Origin of the sequence: Pantoea sp. paga (assembly GCF_007558755.1) — a bacterium.
GTDB lineage: Bacteria > Pseudomonadota > Gammaproteobacteria > Enterobacterales > Enterobacteriaceae > Pantoea > Pantoea agglomerans.
The window spans coordinates 1,028,517-1,044,855 of the sequence record NZ_VLTF01000001.1 but is presented as its reverse complement, the minus strand read 5'-3'; the positions used below and the strand labels follow the sequence as shown (position 1 = coordinate 1,044,855).

Genomic DNA, 16,339 nt, shown 5'->3' with positions numbered 1-16,339 from the left:
TCCTTAGCGTTTGCTGGCCGGCAGGCGTCCGGCTTTGTTTGTGTCGTACCACCAGTTTTCCAGTCCGACGCTGTAGGCTGGCTTGCGGGCAGGGTGAGAAAACTTATCCCAGTACGCCAGCCGCTGCTCTGCGTTGTACCACATCGGGATCATATACGCATTCCACAGCAGCACCCGGTCCAGCGCCTGGGCCAGCGGCCGCAGCGCGGCGGGATCACCCTGATGCGCCACAATCTGTTTCACGAAATGATCGACTACAGGCTCTTTGACCCGCGCGGTATTCCACGACGAGGCGATGAAGTCAGACTGCCAGAGGATCTGCAGACTGGAGGTTGGGACCGGCATCGCACCATAGACCGTGGCAATCATGTCATAGTCGCCTTCGCGCCAGCGCCGCAGATACTGCGAGTTATCGATCTGCCGCAGGTTCAGCGTAATGCCAAGTCGGGAAAGATTGTGCTGGAACGGTAACGCCCAGTCGGTATTGGTGCCACCGCGCAGCAGGAGTTCTATGGTAAACGGCTGACCGGTTTTATCATTGACCAGACGGCGATTTTTAATCTGCCAGCCCGCCTGTTTCAGCAGGTCAGACGCTTTTAACAGGCTGGCGCGGTCATAGCCGCTGCCGTCGGTTTTGTGTGGCTGATAAGGCTGGCTGAACAGCTCAGGTGGCAGTTGCCCGCGCCAGGGTTCAAGCAGGGCCTGCTGCTGTGGATCCGGCACGCCGCTGGCTGCATACGCCGTGTTCTGGAAATAGCTGCTGGCGCGCTGCCAGGCACCGTAATAGAGCGCCTTGTTCATCCACTCGAAATCGAACATCAGTGACAGCGCCTGACGCACGCGGCGATCCTGGAACAGCGGTTTTTCATTATTGAATGCCAGCCAGCGGGTATCGATAGCGGCATCATTGGGCGTGGTCTCTTTGACGATGCTGCCATCGTCAAAATTGCGGCCGCGATACTGAGTGGCCCATTTCTTTGCCGATGTCTCTTCGCGCAGATCGTAAGCACCCGCCTTGAAGGCTTCAAATGCCACATTGTCATCCAGATAGTAGTCATAGCGCATTCGATCAAAATTAAAGCGTCCGCGATTGACCGGCAGGTCAGCGGCCCAGTAATCTTTTACCCGGCTGAACTCAATAAACTGTCCCAGCTTCCAGCGGGCGATGCGATAGGGTCCGCTCGACAAGGGTGGCTCGCTTAACGGCTCATTAAACTTCTTATCGCGCCAGAACGACTCTGCGATAACCGGCAGCGTCAGTAAGCCAAGCAGCAGATCTTTATCCGGCTTCTGTGCTTCAATGCGCACAGTGAGATCGTTCAGCGCTTTAACGGTCACGCCACGATAGGCGACGCGAAATTGGGGCACGCCCTCGGTCATGAATTTCTGATAGGTGAACGCCACGTCGCGGGCGGTGATGGGTGTGCCATTCTGAAAACGGGCGCGGGGATTAAGACGGATCTCAATCCACGTAAAATCACTGGCGTAGCGCGCTGACTCGGCAATCAGCGGATAATAACTGCCAGGCTCATCGTCTGAGCTGGTGTAAAGCCCATCATAAAGCGTGCCGGTGTTAATGCCCGGATTACCGCGTGAAGCGTAGCGGTTGAAGTTGTCGTAAGTGCCCACCACCGCCATGGTGATACTGCCGCCTTTGGGGGCGCGGGGATCGGCGTAGTCGTAATGGCTGAAGCCAGGCGGATATTTCGCTTCACCGGCCTGGGTGAACGCGTAGCTTTGCTGGACAGAGGCCGCCAGCAGCGGGGCGCTGAGCAGGCCGCACAGCAGCAGAAATCCGGAACGAAACAGCATGCACTCTCCTGTCAGATGTCTGGCGCAATTCGGGCCAGGTAGTGTCAGGCGTTATGACGCCGGAAATAGTCTATCAGCGTTTCCGGTCGCAGCGGACGGCTAAAGATGTAACCCTGCAGATGGGTCACGCCGCGGTTAATCAGCCAGGCAGCCTGCTCGCCGGTTTCTACCCCTTCGGCGACACTTTTCAGGTTCAGCTTCTTCGCCAGCTGCAGCACGGTATCGAGCACCGGCGAGGCCAGGCTATCCGTACCGATGCTCTGAACAAAGCCTCGATCGATTTTCAGATAATCAAAGTCATAACGTTCCAGATAGATCAGCGCGCTGTGACCGGTACCGAAATCATCAATGGCGATATGGATCTGCTGCTGATGCAGCCAGTCAAACAGTTCTCCGACATTTTCGTCGCGCACCATGGCTCGCTCGGTGATCTCAAACACGTAAGTAAAGTGGTCCGCAGGCATGGTATCAAGCCAGCGCAGCACATCCTGACGGAAACCGCTGTCAGCCAGATGCAGGGGCGAAATGTTGAGGCTGAGGCAGGCATGACGGGGAATGGTATGACACAGCAGGTGGGCATCACGGGAAACCAGCTGAAACAGATGTCGGGTCAGGGGAATAATCAGGTTCTGCGCCTCGGCATAGTGAATAAAAACATCGGGCGGGATCGGGCCTTTCGTCGGGTGGGTCCAGCGCAGTAACGCTTCCATCCCATACGGCTGACCATCATGGGAGGTGACCAGCGGCTGATATTCAACGTGAAATTCACCGCGCTTCATGCCCCGAATCAGCTCTTTACCAGGGCGCTGATAAACCGACAACAGCAGCCAGCAACCGCCTGAAACCAGCAGCGACAGTAGCAGGCCGCTCAGCAGGATATTCTGATAATCGCTGAACGCCAGAGTGGAACCGTACAACACAAACTGCAGCGGATAGCCTGTCAGCGCCTGCCGGTGCAGCGGCATCGGCAGGTTTTTATTCTGTATGACGACGGACTGCCAGCTGGTTAAGGCGCTGCGTTGTGCCACCAGTGCCATACCGGTAATTTCCGGATGCCCGGACGCCAGCAGCTGATAGGGTGCCAGGGTAATATTCAGCGTCGCGAAAACGCCTGACTGCAGACTGCCGGGATTTTTGATCCACAACGCCAGCGCCGGTTTATTGGGCTGCAACGGCGTGCCCGGCATCAGTTGCAGATCGATATCACGTGACATATCACTCAGGGGCGCAATCACATTGAGCGGCAGATTAAAACTGCCGGTGGCCGAGGAGCAAAAGGCATTACCTTCGTTAACCAGCAGGATGGCGCGAAGATTTCCGGCAAAGGCGGCGCGTGAGGTGAGTTCACGATTGATGGTACTGCAGGCAGTGTGGGTAAACGGAAGCAGGGGACTGAGGGTACTGTTAATCAGGCTGGAGAGCGTTTGCTGTAATGCCGTGCGGCTGTTTTCCAGCAGTTGCTGATGCTGTCGTTCTCGCTTCTGCCAGGTATGGTGAAGCGAGAGTGCAGCAAATAACAGAAAGAATAAGCCGCCAGCTATCGCACTACTCCATGCGATACGGCGAGGATAGGTGGCATGGCGCCGTAGCGCCCCCGACAGTGGCATGAGGAGCTTCCCCTAATCAAATTATTATTATGTTATTGCGCACGACGGCTTCGGTTTAAGCGACCGAGAATATAACGAGACGGCGGGAAATGTCTTGTTATTAATCTGAATCAGAATGCTTTTGTCTTATATAACTGCTGGTAAAAATGATTAAAGGCGAAAAAAAACGCTGCATAAGCAGCGTTTCATGTTCTCTGGCTGAGAGAAGATCGAAAGTGGTTATCAGGTCGGGTTACGACTTAATACACGGCGTCCTTCACGGTAGCGCTTTTTCCAGTAATCATCGTTCAGACTGGAGATCATCACGCCACTGCTGGTCGAGGCATGAACGAAGTTATCGTTGCCAAGATAGATGCCAACGTGACGGCCAGTAGAGCCTGCACGGAACATCACCAGATCGCCGGGACGCAGTTTACTGCGGGTAATCTCTTTACCGGTATCCTGCTGCTGCGAGGTAGAACGCGGTAATTCTAAGCCAAACTGATCGCGGAAGGTGCGTTGTACAAAGGCGGAACAATCGATCCCGCGTTTGGTATCGCCACCGAGGCGATAGCGCACACCTTTCCAGACGGCGTATTGTTCCATGATGCGCGACTTAACGTCGACATTACGCACCATTTCTTCAAACTCATCCTGAGACGCCTGAAGTAAAAAACCATTGTGGTTGTTAACTTCATGATTCTCGTTATTCGCGTTTTGACTGCTATGGGTACTGCTACAAGCTGAGAGGAGTGCTGCCAGCGCCACTGCGGGCACGATCCGCAAGATATATCTCAGTATTGGTTGAGACTTGACCATTATTCGGGTTTTCCTTCGATTTCCTTACGACAAGATTGTCGCCAGCCAGATGACAAAACAGGGAGATTAATAAGCGAAACAGACTAAGACAAATCCTTAATTACTAAAATGTGTTAATGGACACATTTTAACGGTAAAAAATCCGAATTTTCCGCCGCTGTTGCCTCACTGCGACTGAGGTTAACTGATTACAGACGCCGTGGCGAGTGCTTTTAATCAATTTCATATAGGTTTTTTTGATGTGAAATCAAACCGTAACACACTGACTACTTTAGCTACAATTGTGGTCAAATGATGGTGAGAACAGGGAGTTAAAGGGGGGCTAATTCGGGGCATAGAGGCTGTTTTTAGAGTTTTCTTTATTGACAGAGAATATTGGTGACTAATTAACCTGCCAGCAGGGTCATAACCTTTTCTTTTCGTAAATTTAATTAGCAGGCTAATAGTGATGGGGTGTTTTTAATAAGCGCGGGCGGTTCAAACCAGGGGTTTAAATCGTCCGCGCTTAACATTTACGTCACGGGCTTATATTTCCCCGGCAATTTGCGATAAAACCAGTTAACCAGGACGTCACTGGCGGGCGTTAATAGCCACCAGCTCAGACCGACTAATACCACCGACATTGAACCGACGGCAACATCGGTAAACCAGTGCGCACCGGCCATGATGCGTGGCAGTGAAAATATCACCACAATAGCCGCGGCAATTAAAAAGCGGCTGAACCCAAAATAACGCCAGATAAAGCAGGCGAAAATGATCAGCATCATACCGTGGTCGCCGGGGAAGCTATCTTTCGAAGCATCTTTTGCGGGAATACCGGTCAGTTCACTGACGCGATGCACGTTCTCGAAGAACAGTGTCGGACTGGAGTGTTTAACCGGCAACAGATGGCCCAGCTGATTGAGAACGACGGCGGTCAGCAGCATGGTGATGCCGATTGCCAGCATCCGGCGCTGCGCCTTAGGCGTTTCGCGCCGCCAGATCGACAGGTAAAGCAGACCCATCGCCAGCAATGACACCGCATCAAAACCACGGTAATTCGTGATAGCGACGATCAGCGCGAACAGCGGATGGGTCACCATCTGGCTATTGAAGCCAAAGAAAATAGATTTATCGACGCCGAACCAGAAGCCATGTTCCGGGGGCAGATACCATGACAGAAATAGCACCACGCCCAGTGCATTAAGCAGCAGGATAGTAATAAGGCGAGTTACGCGCATAATTAAACTCATTATTATTAAAAATAACCGCCGACAATACCTCTGTCAGCGTAAACGGCACTTCAACAATGCCGATTGTAGACGATTCCAGTCAGCCTGTTGAGAATGAATGATCTCAATGCGGCTATCGGATGGCGGTGAGGGGAGTGTTTCACTCTGCAGCTCATTTGCCTGGCGATTGATACGCAGGGCGCCTTCTGTCGTGCGCATCACCCCTTTAACGCGATCTACCGGCGCCTGCCGAACCCATTCAAGCAGCGCGCCGCTGTCGAACAGCGTATCAGCATCAAACAGCCAGCCGCAGGCGCTATAGCTCTGGCCGTGGTTCAGCGCCCGACGCCAGCGCGTATCGCCATTCAGTCGCAACGCCGCCAGACCGCTGGTGGGAACCGACGAATGATGATGCTGCGGCACGGGAAGCTCGCGCGGCTGCCGGGGTGTATCCAGCAGAGAAAGGGGGATCTGACCAAATTCTGTCTCGATCAGAGGTCGCGGAGGCTGCATCTGCTGCTGCCAGTCAGCCAGGCGCTGACGATCCGCCTGATCCCAGCAATCGCGCTTATTAGCGATAATAAGGTCGGCGGCAGCCAGCTGATCGCGGAAGTTTTCATTGGCAACGATACGAGGATCGGCCAGCTGACGCGCATCCAGCAGGGTCAGTGTGGCATTCAGTTGCAGCCACGACTGATAGACGGGCGAATCCAACATCTCCAGCACCTGACGAGGATGGCCCAGGCCGGTTGGCTCGATCAGCAGCCGATCGGGTTTACTCTTCAGCAGCATATTCAGCCCGACCTGCATCGGCAGGCCATTAACACAGCACAGGCAGCCGCCGGGGATCTCTTTCAGCGTGGCACCGCGATCGGCCAGCAGAGCGCCGTCGATTCCGATCTCGCCAAATTCATTAACCAGCACCGCCCAGTTTTCCCCGGACGGCCTGGCAGCCAGCAGATGGCAGAGCAGCGTGGTTTTGCCGCTGCCCAAAAAACCGGTAATCAGATTAACGCGTGTCATGGGAGTGACTCCTGCCGGGGGATAACGTGATAATGTAATAATATAACACTATCACGATCGGCAGCAGGCTTCTGATTTAGTCTGCACGGCCCATATAGCGGCGTTCAGCAATGTGGATGCGGATGCGGTCACCGTTGCTGAGATATTCCGGTACCTGGATCGAGAGGCCTGTACTCATACCGGCGGGTTTGGTGCGGGCGCTGGCGGAAGCACCTTTAATGCCTGGTGAAGTATCCACGATCTCCATATCCACGGTTTGTGGCAGTTCCAGCGCCAGCACCTGACCTTCCATCGTCAGCACGTGAATGCCAGGGATGCCGCCTTCGGGGATAAACAGCAGCTCTTCTTCAATCTGCTCCTGTTTAAAGGAGTAGGGGGTGTAATCCTCATCATCCATAAAAATGTATTCGTCACCATCTATATAAGAGAAGGTCACGCTGCGACGGCTGAGCGAAATCGCATCAATAATCTCGTCGCCTTTGAAGCGCTCTTCCACTTTTAAACCGGTGCGGACATCGGTAAAGCGCATTTTATACAGGGTGGCGGCACCGCGTGCGCTGGGGCTCTGGACATCAATATCTTTAACCAGCAGCAGTTTACCGTTGTGCGTGACGGCCATCCCTTTTTTGATTTCATTGGCTTTTGGCATTGCTGTTCTCGCTATCTTGAGAGTGAAGTGCGCGCAACGTTACTCGCGCCGGTGAAGACTGGCAATATCACCGGCGTGAAATTTTGTCTCAGGCCGCGGCTTTCATGGCAATTGCCGCCCCGGACTGCTATTGTCGCCGCGACTTTCTCTGCCGGAGCACAGCATGCAATGCCGTAGCCAGGGCGTTGCCTGTTGCACATCGCCCTCTATCTCTTCACCGATTTCTGACATGGGTGACAGTGAACGATTTAAGCAGGAAGTTAAGAGCTGAAGGGTGTGGTGTCGCTCCCTCTGAGGTTCTGTTACCGTCTGTTGTATTCTGAAGGTCGCGTGAGAGGTGTTAATGCAGTGTCGTATTGATTGTGGAGCCTGCTGCATCGCGCCGTCAATCTCCAGCCCCATCCCCGGAATGCCGCAGGGTAAACCCGCGAATGTCCGATGCATTCAGTTATCGGATGAAAATTTGTGCATGATTTTCGGTTCAGATTTAAGGCCGAAAGTATGCGGAAGTCTGCAACCTTCAGTTGATATGTGTCTTACAGACCGTACCTCAGCCATGACCTACCTGATTGAGCTTGAAGCCAGCACACGTGCCTGAGAACCCTCCCACCGCTTAGATTCAATCCAGCGTCAGCGGTTAGCTGACCCACTCTTCCAGCTGCAATCCGGGTACCCGTTCAAACTCGCGTGTGTTATTGGTCACCAGAATAGCTCTGGCCGCAATGGCATGCCCGGCAATCGCGATGTCGTTGGGACCAATGGGCGTTCCGGCAGCAGCCAGCGCCGCTTTGATTTCAGTGGTTGCATCTGCCGCTGCGCGATCCCATGAAAGTACAGCATCAGGACGTGCACAGAATGCATCCACCAATTGCAAACGTATCTGCTGTAACCTGAAGCGGATACCGCGCCCTGAGGCGCTGACGCTGCTGAAGTTTTTCGGTCCACTCATTCTCACTTTACAGCAGCAGCGTCAGCCTGTTCGTCCGTTAATCCGCTAAACCTGCCCGAAATGTGCGTAACGTCAAAAATCTGCTACGCCGTTTGCGCATTTTCTTGCCTGGTGAAAGCGGCTGTACCACAATCCCTGAAACGTTTCAGCGGTGACTGCGCCACCTGTTTTCCACAGCATGGCGTAAAAACTTTCCCACTGGCTGAAACGATTCAATCTCAGCAAGCGAGGAGAATTATGTTCCAGCTCGAATTGCAGGCCATCCATACCGGAGCCAGCGCCCAGAATAAAGAAGAGGCCATTCGTCAGGTTGCTACCGCGTTAACCGCGGCGGGCAATGTGACTGAAGGGTACGTCAACGGGATGCTGGCGCGCGAACAGCAGACCTCAACCTATCTTGGCAACGGCATCGCAATCCCTCATGGCACCACAGATACCCGCGATCTGGTGCTGAAAACCGGCGTTCAGGTTTTCCAGTTTCCGCAGGGCATCGCCTGGGGTGACGATCAGACAGCCTATGTTGCCATCGGGATTGCCGCTAAGTCGGATGAACATCTGGCGCTGCTGCGTCAGCTGACCCATGTGCTGAGCGATGACACCATTGCAGAACAGCTAAAAACCGCCTCTGCTGAAGATCTTCGTGCGTGGCTGATGGGCGAGAAACAAGCCGCTGAATTCAGCTTCGACACCTCATTAATCACGCTCAATGTGGCTGCCAGCGATCTGATCACCCTCCAGGCGATGAACGCTGGTCGGCTGCAGTCCGCTGGTGTGGTGGATGCCAGCTACGTCGCAGACGTGGTTTCAACGACTCCGCTGAATCTGGGTCAGGGCATCTGGCTCAGCGACAGCAGCCTCGGCAACCTGCGCAGCGGCGTGGCTATCAGCCGCGCTGAACATGCCTTCGACCATCAGGGCGAATCGGCTGCGATGTTAATCAGCGTTTCGGCGACCGATGAACGTCCGCTGGAAGTACTGGGTTACCTCAGCGCCTTGCTGCAGCAGGGCAAAGCGGATCGTCTGTTGAAAGCGGATGCTGCAGGCGTTTACGCACTGCTCACCAGCGAAGTCGATGAGCAGGCTGACGTGCTGACGGCTGAATTTACCATTCGCAACGAACACGGCCTGCATGCCCGTCCGGGCACGGCGCTGGTCAGCGTGATCAAGCAGTTCAACAGCGACATCGCCGTAACCAATCTCGACGGCAGCGGCAAACCCGCTAATGGCCGCAGCCTGATGAAAGTGGTTGCGCTGGGCGTGAAGAAAGGCCATCGCCTGCGCTTCACCGCCAGCGGTGAAGATGCACAGCAGGCGCTGAACGCGATTGAAGAAGCGATCACCAGTGGTCTGGGTGAGGGGGCATCATGAGCAGACGCGTCGCCACCATTACGCTGAACCCGGCGTATGACCTGGTGGGATATACCCCTGAAATTGAACGTGGCGAAGTTAACCTGGTGAAAACCACCGGGCTGCATGCTGCGGGCAAGGGCATCAACGTAGCCAAAGTACTTAAAGATCTGGGTATCGATGTCACCGTCGGTGGCTTCATGGGGAAAGAGAATCAGGACGGTTTCCAGCAGTTGTTCAGCGAGCTGGGCATAGCCAACCGTTTCCATGTCGTGCCAGGCCGTACCCGTATCAACGTCAAACTTACTGAACAGACCGGTGACGTCACCGATCTGAATTTCTCCGGTTTTCAGGTGACAGCGCAGGACTGGGATCGTTTTACTACCGATTCCCTGACCTGGCTGGGCCAGTTCGATATGGTCTGCGTCAGCGGTAGCCTGCCAGAGGGCGTCGACCACGATGCCTTTACCCGCTGGATGACCGAACTTCGCACCCACTGCCCATGCATTATCTTTGACAGCAGCCGCGAGGCGCTGGTGGCAGGACTGAAGGCTGCACCGTGGCTGGTTAAACCTAACCGCCGTGAGCTGGAAATCTGGGCCGGTCGCAAACTGCCAACCCTGCAGGATGTGATTGGCGCTGCGCACGAACTGCGCGAGCAGGGCATCGCCCATGTGGTGATTTCGCTGGGCGCAGAAGGCGCTCTGTGGGTCAACGCTTCTGGCGAATGGATCGCTAAACCGCCGGTGTGCGAAGTGGTCAGCACCGTGGGTGCAGGCGACTCAATGGTTGGCGGCCTGATTTATGGCCTGCTGATGCGTGAATCCAGCGAACACACGCTGCGTCTTGCAACTGCCGTGGCGGCGATGGCCGTCAGCCAGAGCAATGTTGGCGTTTCCGATCGTACTCAGTTGGCCGCAATGATGGCGCGCGTCGACTTACAACCCGTTAACTGACAGCAGGAGAGCGATAATGAAAACGCTGCTGATTAAAGACCCTACACTGGGACTGGCTTCCGCATATATGGCGCAACAACGTCTGGCGGCTGCTGCCGCTGCGGCGGGCCTGACCCTGACTGATAATCCTGCCGACGCTGAACTGGCGATTGTGCTGGGTAAAAACGTGCCGGACGATGCGGCGCTGAACGGCAAAGCGGTCTGGCTGGGCGATATCCAGCTGGCAGTACGCGAGCCAGAAACCTTCCTGAACCGCGCGAAAGCAGAAGCGAAAACCTGGCAGGCTCCGGCTGCGGTAGCAACACCTGCTGCACCGGCTCAGGCTGGCGCGCAGAAACGCGTTGTCGCGGTGACCGCCTGTCCGACCGGCGTGGCGCATACCTTTATGGCTGCCGAGGCCATTCAGGCTGAAGCGACCCGTCGCGGCTGGTGGGTAAAAGTTGAAACCCGTGGTTCAGTGGGTGCCGGTAACGCGATCACTCCGGAAGAAGTCGCTGCCGCCGATCTGGTGATCGTCGCAGCTGATATCGAAGTCGATCTGGCGAAATTTGCTGGTAAGCCGATGTACCGTACCTCAACCGGTCTGGCGCTGAAGAAAACCGCGCAGGAGCTGGATAAAGCGGTAGCAGAAGCGAAGCCGTACAAAGCGGCGGCTGGCGGACAGAGCAATTCCAGTGAAGAAGAGAAGAAAGGCGGAGCAGGGGCTTATCGTCACCTGCTGACCGGTGTTTCATATATGCTGCCGATGGTGGTCGCAGGTGGTCTGAGCATCGCGCTGTCGTTTGCCTTTGGTATAACGGCGTTTAAAGAGCAGGGCACGCTGGCTGCGGCGCTGATGCAAATTGGTGGTGGCAGCGCCTTTGCCCTGATGGTGCCGGTGCTGGCGGGCTTTATCGCTTTCTCCATCGCTGACCGTCCGGGTCTGACGCCGGGGCTGATTGGCGGTATGATCGCCACCAGCATCAACGCAGGTTTCTTAGGCGGTATTATCGCGGGCTTTATTGCCGGTTATGCGGCGAAGCTGATCAGCGGCAAAGTTAAACTGCCGCAGAGTATGGAAGCGCTGAAACCGATACTGATTATTCCCCTGTTCGCCAGTCTGATCACCGGTCTGCTGATGATCTACGTAGTGGGTAAACCGGTTGCTGGCATCATGAACGGCCTGACGCACTGGCTGGCCAACATGGGTACGGCGAATGCGGTCCTGCTGGGCGCCATTCTGGGCGGCATGATGTGTACCGATATGGGCGGTCCGGTAAACAAAGTGGCTTACGCGTTTGGCGTCGGCTTACTGAGTTCGCAGACCTATGCGCCAATGGCAGCTATCATGGCAGCCGGTATGGTGCCACCGCTGGCGATGGGTCTGGCGACGCTGGTTGCCCGTCGTAAATTCAATAAAGGTCAGCAGGAAGGCGGTAAAGCGGCACTGGTTCTGGGTCTCTGCTTTATCTCTGAAGGCGCGATTCCGTTTGCCGCCCGTGACCCGATGCGCGTCCTGCCTTGCTGTATCGTTGGCGGTGCAACCACCGGCGCGATCTCCATGGCGGTTGGCGCAAAACTGATGGCACCACACGGTGGACTGTTTGTGCTGCTGATCCCTGGCGCAATTACCCCCGTTGTCGGCTATCTGATGGCGATCATCATCGGCACCGCGATTGCAGGTCTGAGCTATGCGGTACTGAAACGTCCGGAAGAGCAGCTGGCGAAAGCCTGATGTGCAGAAGTGCATAATCTGCTGAAGTAAAAATAACAGGGAGCCGGATGGCTCCCTGTTTGCTTTTACAGACGGTTCCCGAAGTCAAAGCGATGGGAGCATACGACTGGAGTAAAGCATCGCGCCGCCCGGATAAAAACGCCGGGAGCGTTTTTGAACAACGCAAAGCGTTCGCCCGGCTACGGGCGCACCTCAGGGATGAGGTGCGTAATCGCCCGCGCTGAGCCGCCACGGAGCGCTTTTGCGTCTTTGCGGAAGGCGTATGCTCCCTGAGCCAGCGTTCTCTCTAAACGAAAAGGGAGCCAACTGGCTTAATGCCAGTCAGTTAAGCGACAGGTGATAACGCAGTCTGGTGCCGGGCAGGGGCTGGCGGTCCTCGCGCCGCTACGCGGTTCCTTCACTTCATTCGCCTGCCTGACGGACCGCCGGGGATGGCACATCCTGTGCCGCCCCGCCTTTCGCCCGCGTCCTGCGGGCTCTCCTGGCAGACTCATTCTGTTCAGCGCTGCGGATTGCCTGCCCCTGCCCGGCCCCTGCCTGCTCTGAAGCTTGAGTGCATGTTGTCAGAAAGGGCACGAGAGTGAAGGCCTGAGCGCCTCTGCTGCTGAAAGGGCTATCCGCAGCGCTGAGGCGTGACGGTGGGCCAGAAGTCCACGCCGGGAAGCGTGGACAGTTCGGGGCCGGCCAGGGAGGGCCGATCCCCGAACGGTTCGTCGGCACGACGTCAAAGCCGAAGGTACCGCGTGAGCGGCGCGAGGACGGCCCGGCAGCAGCAGAGGTGCGCTGGCCCGCACTGCGGCTCGCTCGCACTGACAAAAAAGCTGCCACGTCTGACCGTGACAGCCTTTACAAATCTAATCTTAACTGAGCAGCATTAAGCCAACCGGCTCCCTTTTACTATCCCTGCTGTTCGGCTTTCAGCCAGGCAATCTCATCTTTCCAGATATCGGGATTAATGGTTTCCAGAATCAACGGGATGCCATCAAATCGCGGATCTTTCATCAGCCAGCTAAACGCTGTTTTGCCGATATTGCCTTCACCCAGGCTGTGATGGCGGTCAACGCGACTGTCGAAGGCGCTTTTGGCATCGTTAAGGTGCATGCCGCGCAGATAGTTAAAGCCGACAATGCGCTCAAACTCGGCGAAGGTCGCTTCGCAATCCGCTTCGGTACGCAGATCATAGCCACCGGCAAACGCATGGCAGGTATCAATACAGACGCCGACACGCGACTTATCTTCAACATGCTCAATAATGGTGGCGAGATGCTCGAAGCGGAAACCCAGATTACTGCCCTGACCGGCGGTATTCTCAATAACGGCGGTGACGTTCTGACTCTGGTCGAGGGCGATGTTGATCGACTCCGCAATCCGCTTCAGACAGGCCTCCTCATCAATCTGATGCAGATGGCTGCCCGGATGGAAGTTCAGCAAAGTCAGGCCGAGCTGGTCGGCACGTCGCAGCTCATCAATAAAAGCCGCGCGGGATTTCTCCAGCGCCTCTTCAACCGGATGACCCAGGTTAATCAGGAAACTGTCGTGCGGCAGGATTTGCTGCGGACCGAATTTGTACGTCTCGCAGGCGGCGCGAAAAGCATCAATCACCTCAGTCGAGAGCGGGGCAGCCTTCCACTGACGTTGATTTTTAGTAAAGAGCGCGAAGGCGGTGGCTTCTATTTCATGGGCGCGGATCACTGCCTGATCCACGCCACCTGCCGCACTCACGTGTGCGCCAATATATTTCATGCCTTTCTCCTGGGGCTGTGCACGGATGAAACGGCATGATACCCGATGCCGCTAGCCCATGAAATGTTGCACCAGCAGATTGATTGCACCGCCGCCCGCAATTAACCAGCCAAATACCAGCGCACCCAGCAGCAGCGGTTTAACGCCTGCCTCACGCAATGCCCCGAAACGGGTGGTCAATCCCAGCGCCGCCATCGCCATCGCCAGCAGCAGACCCGCCAGCTGATTCAGCGTGGTCACCACCGCGGCAGGCAGCAGCTGCAGCGAGTTAAACAGTGCGACGGCAATAAACAGCAGGGCGAACCAGGGAAATGTCACAGCCTGGCGTGCGTTGCTCCCTTGACGTTTGCCGCGTATCACGGCGCTCAGGCAGAGCAGAAAGGGAGCCAGCATCATTACCCGCAGCATTTTGGCAATGACCGCGCTGTTCTCAGCTTCCGGGCTGATGCTGTGTCCGGCGGCCACCACCTGCGCCACTTCATGGATGGTTGAGCCGGTAAAAACCCCGAACTGCGATGCACTGAGATCCGGGAACAGTTCATGCGCCAGCGGCCACAGTAGTGGATAGATAAAGATCGCCAGCGTGCCGAACAGCACAACGGTCGCGATAGCCACCGCAACCTTCGACGGCGCGGCTTTCACCACCGGCTCGGTCGCCAGTACCGCCGCAGCACCGCAGATACTGCTGCCCGCGCCAATCAGCCAGACGGTATCGCGATCCAGCTTCAGCAGCCGCATGCCCAGCAGGCAGGTTATCAGGAAGGTGCTGGTCAGGGTCAGCGCATCAATCAGGATGCCGCTGAAACCGACGTCAGCAATTTGTTGTAAAGTGATGCGAAAGCCAAACAGGATGATCCCCAGCCGCAGCAGTTTCTGCTTAGCCAGCAGCACGCCGTTGTCGCAGCGTGACGCCAGCGGCGAATAGATGCTGTTACCGACCAGGATGCCCAGCATAATCGCCAGAGTCAGTGAACCCAGCCCCAGGGCGGCAATCATCGGTTGCTGCGCCAGCCAGCTGGCTGCCCCGGCAATCACGGCGGTCAGCAGCAGACCCGGGATCCAGAGCGGAACGGGATGATGCGGTTTAGCGATGCTCAGTTCAGTCATGATGGTCACTCCTCCTGGTTGAGACCCGATCATGATGGCAACTGGCTTAAAAGTGAAATTGATAATATATTTATAATTAACCAGAATAAACGATAAGGCAGTAATCATGATAGTTTCGCGTCTGCGCCGCTGGGCGACGCTGATCAAAAGAGATGTGTTTGTGCTGGGGTTTGCCTTCCGCGATCCCCGCACACCCTGGTGGAACAAGCTGGGGATGCTGGGGCTGGTCGCCTATGGCATCAGCCCGATCGATCTCATTCCTGATGTCATCCCCTTTGTCGGTCTGCTGGATGACGCGGTGATTATTCCGACGGGCGTCATGGTCCTGCTGCGTTTACTGCCGCGAGAGGTGCGCATCAGCAGCAGCGAGCGGGCACAGTCTCAACGTTCGCGCGGCAAAAAAATTGCAGGCTGGCTGGTGGCACTAGGGTTGATCTGGCTGGCATTAATCATTTACCTGGTCAGGCAGTCACTGAGTTAAGAGGCAACGATGCACATTACGCTGCGACAAATTGAAGTTTTTACCGAAGTGCTTAAGAGCGGTTCCACCACTCAGGCTTCGCAACTGCTGGCGCTGTCGCAGTCCGCAGTGAGTGCAGCGCTGGCCGATCTGGAGAGTCAGCTCGGCGTGCAACTGTTTGACCGGGTTGGCAAACGGCTGGTGCTGAATGAGCATGGACGGCTGCTCTATCCCCGTGCAGTAGGGCTGCTGGAACAGGCGGGCGAAATCGAGCAGCTGTTTAAAGAGGATAACGGTGCGATCCGCATCTTTGCCAGCAGCACCATCGGTAACTATCTGCTGCCAGGCATGATGGCCGCTTATCGTCGCGATTTTCCCCGCCTGCCGCTGGAGCTGAGTGTCGGCAACAGTCAGGATGTGATTCAGGCGGTTTCCGATTTCCGCGTCGATGTCGGATTAATTGAAGGGCCGTGCCATATGACCGAGCTGGTCAGCGAACCCTGGCTCGAAGATGAGCTGGTGGTGTTTGCCGCGCCAGACGCGGCGATTCTGCAACAGCCGGTAACGCTGCAAACCCTGGCTGATGCCCCGTGGATCCTGCGCGAACGCGGCTCCGGCACCCGTGAAATTGTCGATTATCTGCTGCTGTCGCATCTGCCGAGTTTTCAGCTGGGCATGGAGCTGGGCAATTCCGAAGCGATTAAACATGCGGTGCGGCACGGCATGGGCATCAGCTGTCTTTCGCGCCGGGTGATTGCCGATCTGCTGGAGGCGGGCACGCTGGTTGAACTGACGATTCCGCTGCCGCGTCTTATCCGCACGCTCTATCGCATCCACCACCGGCAGAAGCATATTTCCAAAGCACTGACGCGGTTTTTTTCCTATTGTCGCGAGTAATTACTAATAATTCCGGCGCGATCATGAAGTTAACTAATAACAGGTTGGCATTCACTATACAGAGGC

General features: G+C 55.9%; 14 protein-coding genes and 1 pseudogene. 6 read left to right on the top strand and 9 right to left on the bottom strand.

What is annotated here, in order from left to right; genetic code table 11:
- Positions 1-3 precede the first annotated feature (3 nt).
- The 6 genes from FOV68_RS04840 to yeiP all read right to left on the bottom strand — a co-directional run bounded on the left by FOV68_RS04840 (position 4) and on the right by yeiP (position 7,100).
- Entirely contained in the window at positions 4-1,812 is a 1,809-nt protein-coding gene (locus tag FOV68_RS04840; RefSeq protein WP_083069102.1) for an extracellular solute-binding protein, read from the bottom strand.
- Positions 1,813-1,856: 44 nt separating this feature from the next.
- Positions 1,857-3,419: a cyclic di-GMP phosphodiesterase gene (locus tag FOV68_RS04835; protein ID WP_186289716.1), complete on the bottom strand. Its 1,563-nt coding sequence runs from the start codon at positions 3,417-3,419 to the stop codon at positions 1,857-1,859.
- 222 nt (positions 3,420-3,641) lie between these two features.
- On the bottom strand, positions 3,642-4,217 hold the full coding sequence (mepS, locus tag FOV68_RS04830; protein ID WP_031593348.1) for a bifunctional murein DD-endopeptidase/murein LD-carboxypeptidase: 576 nt from the start codon (positions 4,215-4,217) through the stop codon (positions 3,642-3,644).
- Positions 4,218-4,729: 512 nt separating this feature from the next.
- The gene (locus tag FOV68_RS04825) at positions 4,730-5,437 is read right to left on the bottom strand and encodes a phosphatase PAP2 family protein (protein ID WP_143990414.1); all 708 of its coding nucleotides are present in this window, start codon (positions 5,435-5,437) and stop codon (positions 4,730-4,732) included.
- 45 nt (positions 5,438-5,482) lie between these two features.
- A complete protein-coding gene (locus FOV68_RS04820; RefSeq protein ID WP_143789159.1) occupies positions 5,483-6,451 on the bottom strand; it encodes a GTP-binding protein in 969 nt (322 codons plus the stop codon).
- A gap of 76 nt (positions 6,452-6,527) precedes the next feature.
- On the bottom strand, positions 6,528-7,100 hold the full coding sequence (gene yeiP / locus FOV68_RS04815) for an elongation factor P-like protein YeiP (RefSeq protein WP_003854146.1): 573 nt from the start codon (positions 7,098-7,100) through the stop codon (positions 6,528-6,530).
- Positions 7,101-7,443: 343 nt separating this feature from the next.
- On the opposite strand from yeiP, the gene FOV68_RS04810 reads away from it, so the two are divergent.
- Positions 7,444-7,698: a YkgJ family cysteine cluster protein gene (locus FOV68_RS04810; protein ID WP_031292689.1), complete on the top strand. Its 255-nt coding sequence runs from the start codon at positions 7,444-7,446 to the stop codon at positions 7,696-7,698.
- Positions 7,699-7,737: 39 nt separating this feature from the next.
- Here FOV68_RS04810 and FOV68_RS04805 read toward each other — a convergent pair.
- Positions 7,738-7,974: pseudogene (locus tag FOV68_RS04805) on the bottom strand (PIN domain-containing protein); the annotation flags it as partial.
- A gap of 312 nt (positions 7,975-8,286) precedes the next feature.
- Between FOV68_RS04805 and fruB the strand changes: the two are divergent.
- Genes fruB through fruA form a run of 3 tightly spaced genes read left to right on the top strand, consistent with a single transcriptional unit; the run spans position 8,287 to position 12,066 of the window.
- Entirely contained in the window at positions 8,287-9,417 is a 1,131-nt protein-coding gene (fruB, locus tag FOV68_RS04800) for a fused PTS fructose transporter subunit IIA/HPr protein (protein WP_143990412.1), read from the top strand.
- Positions 9,414-10,352, top strand: coding sequence for a 1-phosphofructokinase (gene fruK / locus FOV68_RS04795; RefSeq protein WP_010248301.1), 939 nt, complete (start codon positions 9,414-9,416; stop codon positions 10,350-10,352). Before fruB ends, fruK begins: the two co-directional genes overlap by 4 nt.
- A 16-nt stretch (positions 10,353-10,368) precedes the next feature.
- Positions 10,369-12,066, top strand: coding sequence for a PTS fructose transporter subunit IIBC (fruA, locus tag FOV68_RS04790; protein ID WP_031593342.1), 1,698 nt, complete (start codon positions 10,369-10,371; stop codon positions 12,064-12,066).
- An 897-nt stretch (positions 12,067-12,963) separates the two neighbouring features.
- Here fruA and nfo read toward each other — a convergent pair.
- Positions 12,964-13,809 (bottom strand): deoxyribonuclease IV, encoded by an 846-nt coding sequence (nfo, locus tag FOV68_RS04780; RefSeq protein WP_010671008.1) that lies wholly within the window; start codon positions 13,807-13,809, stop codon positions 12,964-12,966.
- Positions 13,810-13,860: 51 nt separating this feature from the next.
- Positions 13,861-14,916, bottom strand: a complete 1,056-nt coding sequence (locus FOV68_RS04775; RefSeq protein WP_039389366.1) for a YeiH family protein — start codon at positions 14,914-14,916, stop codon at positions 13,861-13,863.
- A 106-nt stretch (positions 14,917-15,022) separates the two neighbouring features.
- Between FOV68_RS04775 and FOV68_RS04770 the strand changes: the two genes are divergently transcribed.
- A complete protein-coding gene (locus FOV68_RS04770) occupies positions 15,023-15,397 on the top strand; it encodes a YkvA family protein (RefSeq protein ID WP_143990411.1) in 375 nt (124 codons plus the stop codon).
- A gap of 9 nt (positions 15,398-15,406) precedes the next feature.
- Entirely contained in the window at positions 15,407-16,273 is an 867-nt protein-coding gene (gene yieE, locus FOV68_RS04765) for a DNA-binding transcriptional regulator YeiE (RefSeq protein WP_010248285.1), read from the top strand.
- The last annotated feature ends 66 nt before the right edge of the window (positions 16,274-16,339 follow it).

Excerpts from the sequence above, each read along its gene's own strand:
- FOV68_RS04840 (WP_083069102.1), bottom strand. The coding sequence starts at position 1,812 with ATGCTGTTTCGTTCCGGATTTCTGCTGCTGTGCGGCCTGCTCAGCGCC.
- FOV68_RS04835 (WP_186289716.1), bottom strand. The coding sequence starts at position 3,419 with ATGCCACTGTCGGGGGCGCTACGGCGCCATGCCACCTATCCTCGCCGT.
- mepS (WP_031593348.1), bottom strand. The coding sequence starts at position 4,217 with ATGGTCAAGTCTCAACCAATACTGAGATATATCTTGCGGATCGTGCCC.
- FOV68_RS04825 (WP_143990414.1), bottom strand. The coding sequence starts at position 5,437 with ATGCGCGTAACTCGCCTTATTACTATCCTGCTGCTTAATGCACTGGGC.
- FOV68_RS04820 (WP_143789159.1), bottom strand. The coding sequence starts at position 6,451 with ATGACACGCGTTAATCTGATTACCGGTTTTTTGGGCAGCGGCAAAACC.
- yeiP (WP_003854146.1), bottom strand. The coding sequence starts at position 7,100 with ATGCCAAAAGCCAATGAAATCAAAAAAGGGATGGCCGTCACGCACAAC.
- FOV68_RS04810 (WP_031292689.1), top strand. The coding sequence starts at position 7,444 with ATGCAGTGTCGTATTGATTGTGGAGCCTGCTGCATCGCGCCGTCAATC.
- fruB (WP_143990412.1), top strand. The coding sequence starts at position 8,287 with ATGTTCCAGCTCGAATTGCAGGCCATCCATACCGGAGCCAGCGCCCAG.
- fruK (WP_010248301.1), top strand. The coding sequence starts at position 9,414 with ATGAGCAGACGCGTCGCCACCATTACGCTGAACCCGGCGTATGACCTG.
- fruA (WP_031593342.1), top strand. The coding sequence starts at position 10,369 with ATGAAAACGCTGCTGATTAAAGACCCTACACTGGGACTGGCTTCCGCA.
- nfo (WP_010671008.1), bottom strand. The coding sequence starts at position 13,809 with ATGAAATATATTGGCGCACACGTGAGTGCGGCAGGTGGCGTGGATCAG.
- FOV68_RS04775 (WP_039389366.1), bottom strand. The coding sequence starts at position 14,916 with ATGACTGAACTGAGCATCGCTAAACCGCATCATCCCGTTCCGCTCTGG.
- FOV68_RS04770 (WP_143990411.1), top strand. The coding sequence starts at position 15,023 with ATGATAGTTTCGCGTCTGCGCCGCTGGGCGACGCTGATCAAAAGAGAT.
- yieE (WP_010248285.1), top strand. The coding sequence starts at position 15,407 with ATGCACATTACGCTGCGACAAATTGAAGTTTTTACCGAAGTGCTTAAG.